Here is a 473-nt window from a genome sequence, read left to right as displayed (position 1 = left end):
AGGTAAGGCATAATCATCTTAATCTTACTAAAATTGATCTTATTTTTTCTCAAGGTTTTTTCAATAGGAAAGCTTAAACTGGTAACAAAAATTCTATTTCCATTTTTCAGTAAGAAACAGCAGTAATTAAAATAACTTACCGTTGCCATATTACCATTAACGTATGACGGTTTTATGAAATAACATTTCTTAATCTCGTTTAATTCTATCACTTCTTTTTTCCGTCCTTTATATACTGTAAGATTATTTCTGTTGATTAAGATTATTTGATTGTGATCGTTCAATAGGTAATTTAGTGTCAGGAAGTTGGATCTTAGAAAAGCTAATCCAATTAATAGTCCAATTAATGCAAAATCTTTTAGATCTGGTTCATCTGAAATGATAAATCTTGGCACAATTAAGACCATGCCAATAATGATTAGCAAATGTGTTAGTGATAAATATATTGCGCGTCTATTCATTTTTACTCGTAT

General features: G+C 28.5%; 1 protein-coding gene. It reads right to left on the bottom strand.

Features of this window, described 5'->3' with window-relative positions:
- The coding region (locus GCQ56_RS20175; RefSeq protein ID WP_152736342.1) for a hypothetical protein at window positions 1-461 on the bottom strand (461 nt) is incomplete at its 3' end.
- Window positions 462-473 lie beyond the last annotated feature (12 nt).

It is taken from the genome of Marinifilum sp. N1E240 (genome assembly GCF_009295825.1).
Lineage (GTDB): Bacteria > Bacteroidota > Bacteroidia > Bacteroidales > Marinifilaceae > Marinifilum_A > Marinifilum_A sediminis.
This window is presented reverse-complemented; position numbering and strand designations above follow the sequence as displayed.